Source organism: Pseudomonas syringae group sp. J309-1, from assembly GCF_032582135.1.
Classification (GTDB): Bacteria; Pseudomonadota; Gammaproteobacteria; order Pseudomonadales; family Pseudomonadaceae; genus Aquipseudomonas; species Aquipseudomonas quasicaspiana.
On sequence record NZ_JAWHNU010000167.1, the window covers coordinates 1 to 519 of the forward strand.

Annotated in this window: 1 protein-coding gene; it reads right to left on the reverse strand. The window is 63.8% G+C overall.

What is annotated here, in order from left to right:
• Nucleotides 1-35: 35 nt before the first annotated feature.
• A complete protein-coding gene (locus tag RX972_RS29265; RefSeq protein ID WP_316880794.1) occupies nt 36-362 on the reverse strand; it encodes a hypothetical protein in 327 nt (108 codons plus the stop codon).
• Nucleotides 363-519: the final 157 nt, after the last annotated feature.

A 519-nucleotide genomic window follows, 5' to 3' on the forward strand; every position in this document is an offset into this window, starting at 1 on the left:
GTTTGCACCCCCGATTGGTGCAATGCTCTGCCTCCTTACCCGTGCGCGGCGGAGACGTGATGCCGCGACTGAAACTCGGCAATCGCGTTCTCCTGCCGATCGAGCTTGCGCGTGAGAGCGTCGATCTCGCCGCGACGGGCCAGCGTGAGCTCCGCGAGATGCTCCTTAAACACCCGCTCGTCTGCTTTTGTCCAGCTCGATGCGCCATAGGTCTGGTGCCGGCGCTTCGCCCGATCTGTGATCGTCAGACGTTCGGCGCGTGCTGCGATCTGACGCTCGATGAGGCCGAGATGGCGCTGCGTCTCGGCTTGCGCGACTGCCATGTGCGCGAGCAGAACGCAGCTTTCCGGAGGGTCTATCATCGCACCGTCCCCGGGGGCCATAGCGGGAAGGCCGACTCGTCCGGCATGTAGTCATCCGGATGGGAGACGGCGGCGATGGATGATGTGATGTCGTCACCGGCGATCGCGCAGTCGATTAGCGCCGAATTGGTGCCAGCATGATTGCTCATGTCCGGCG